Raw genomic sequence first — 1,268 nt, 5'->3', positions numbered from 1 at the left:
TTGTCGAAGAGGTTCGCGTCACAAACGCGAACCTCGACGATCTCGCTCGACGCTACGCTGGCTCTCGTGCGGTCATCGAGGCGACCAGCAATTACTACCACGTCTACGATACGCTCGCGGAGTACTTGGACGTAACCGTCGCTCATCCAGGTAAACTGACGCTCATCGCTCACTCCGACAAGAAAACCGACCGCGTCGACGCCAAAGAACTCGCGCGGTTGCTTCGACTCAACTCCGTTCCGCAGAGTTACGTTCCCACCGACGAGATCAGGCAAGCCCGCGCACTCGTGCGCGGGCGACAGACCTTGGTCGAAGATCGGACCAAGTTCGCCAACAAAATCCACGGCTTGCTCGCCGATAACGGCATCACTCAGACGGTAAAACCGCTGAGTGTCGAGGGACGAGAGTTCCTCCGGGAACTCTCGCTCCCGTCTCCGTGGGACAGTCTCTTGGACTCGTATCTCGACGTGGTCGAGACGCTAACCGAGCAGATGACTCAGTTGGAAGCGGCGATTGAGGAGCGCGCTGGGTCTCTGAAGGAGACCCAGCTGCTGATGACCATCCCCGGTGTCAGTTACTACTCCGCGTTGCTGGTCTACGCTGAACTGGGTGAGATCGATCGGTTCGACGGCCACAAAGAGGTCGTGAGTTACATGGGACTGAACCCGACGATCCGCGAGTCCGGTGACTCGCGGATCGAGGGTGGTATCTCGAAACGCGGCTCAGGACGAGTTCGCTGGATCTTGGTTCAGAGTGCGTACTCAGCCGTGTACACGTGTAAAGACGCGTATCTAAGCACGTTCTTCCACCGGTTGAATCGTCGAATGAACTCGAAAAAAGCGATCGTCGCGACGGCACGAAAACTGCTCGTCTCGATGTACTACATGCTCGTCCGAGAGGAAGTCTACGATCCACCGGGGGTGAGCGCCTGAAGAAGGGAATCTGAGGAACGCCGGACCGGCGTTCCTCAGTGGCCGGATGAGGCCAGCGTAAGCGACAGCTCTAGCAAGACTCGTTCCGACCGCCTACCGGTTGTGGAGGTCTCAATCACCACGTTGTCCAGTGGTTTTTCACCGTTGAAGAACGAGAGACACGGAATCGTGCGAACAACTTTATCGCTAGCGGTGGTTAGTTGAGCCAGCAGAATCTCCATCAAGTCAGCACGCCACTTCTGTCAGATTCCGAGGAACGCAACGGAGCCGAGACGCGCTCTCCTCAGTCGAGGCTGATTGCGCAGCTCTCGACGTAGTCGATGTCCTCGATGGAGT

Annotated in this window: 1 protein-coding gene; it reads left to right on the top strand. The window is 57.5% G+C overall.

Annotation, left to right across the window (positions count from 1 at the left end):
- On the top strand, positions 1-932 hold a 932-nt coding region (locus DVK06_RS16605; RefSeq protein ID WP_121601111.1), incomplete at its 5' end, for an IS110-like element ISHvo9 family transposase.
- Positions 933-1,268 lie beyond the last annotated feature (336 nt).

This window comes from Halorubrum sp. Atlit-28R (assembly GCF_003665955.1).
Classification (GTDB): Archaea; Halobacteriota; Halobacteria; order Halobacteriales; family Haloferacaceae; genus Halorubrum; species Halorubrum tropicale.
The sequence above is the reverse complement of the archived record's forward strand: the minus strand, read 5'-3'. Positions and strand labels throughout refer to the sequence as shown.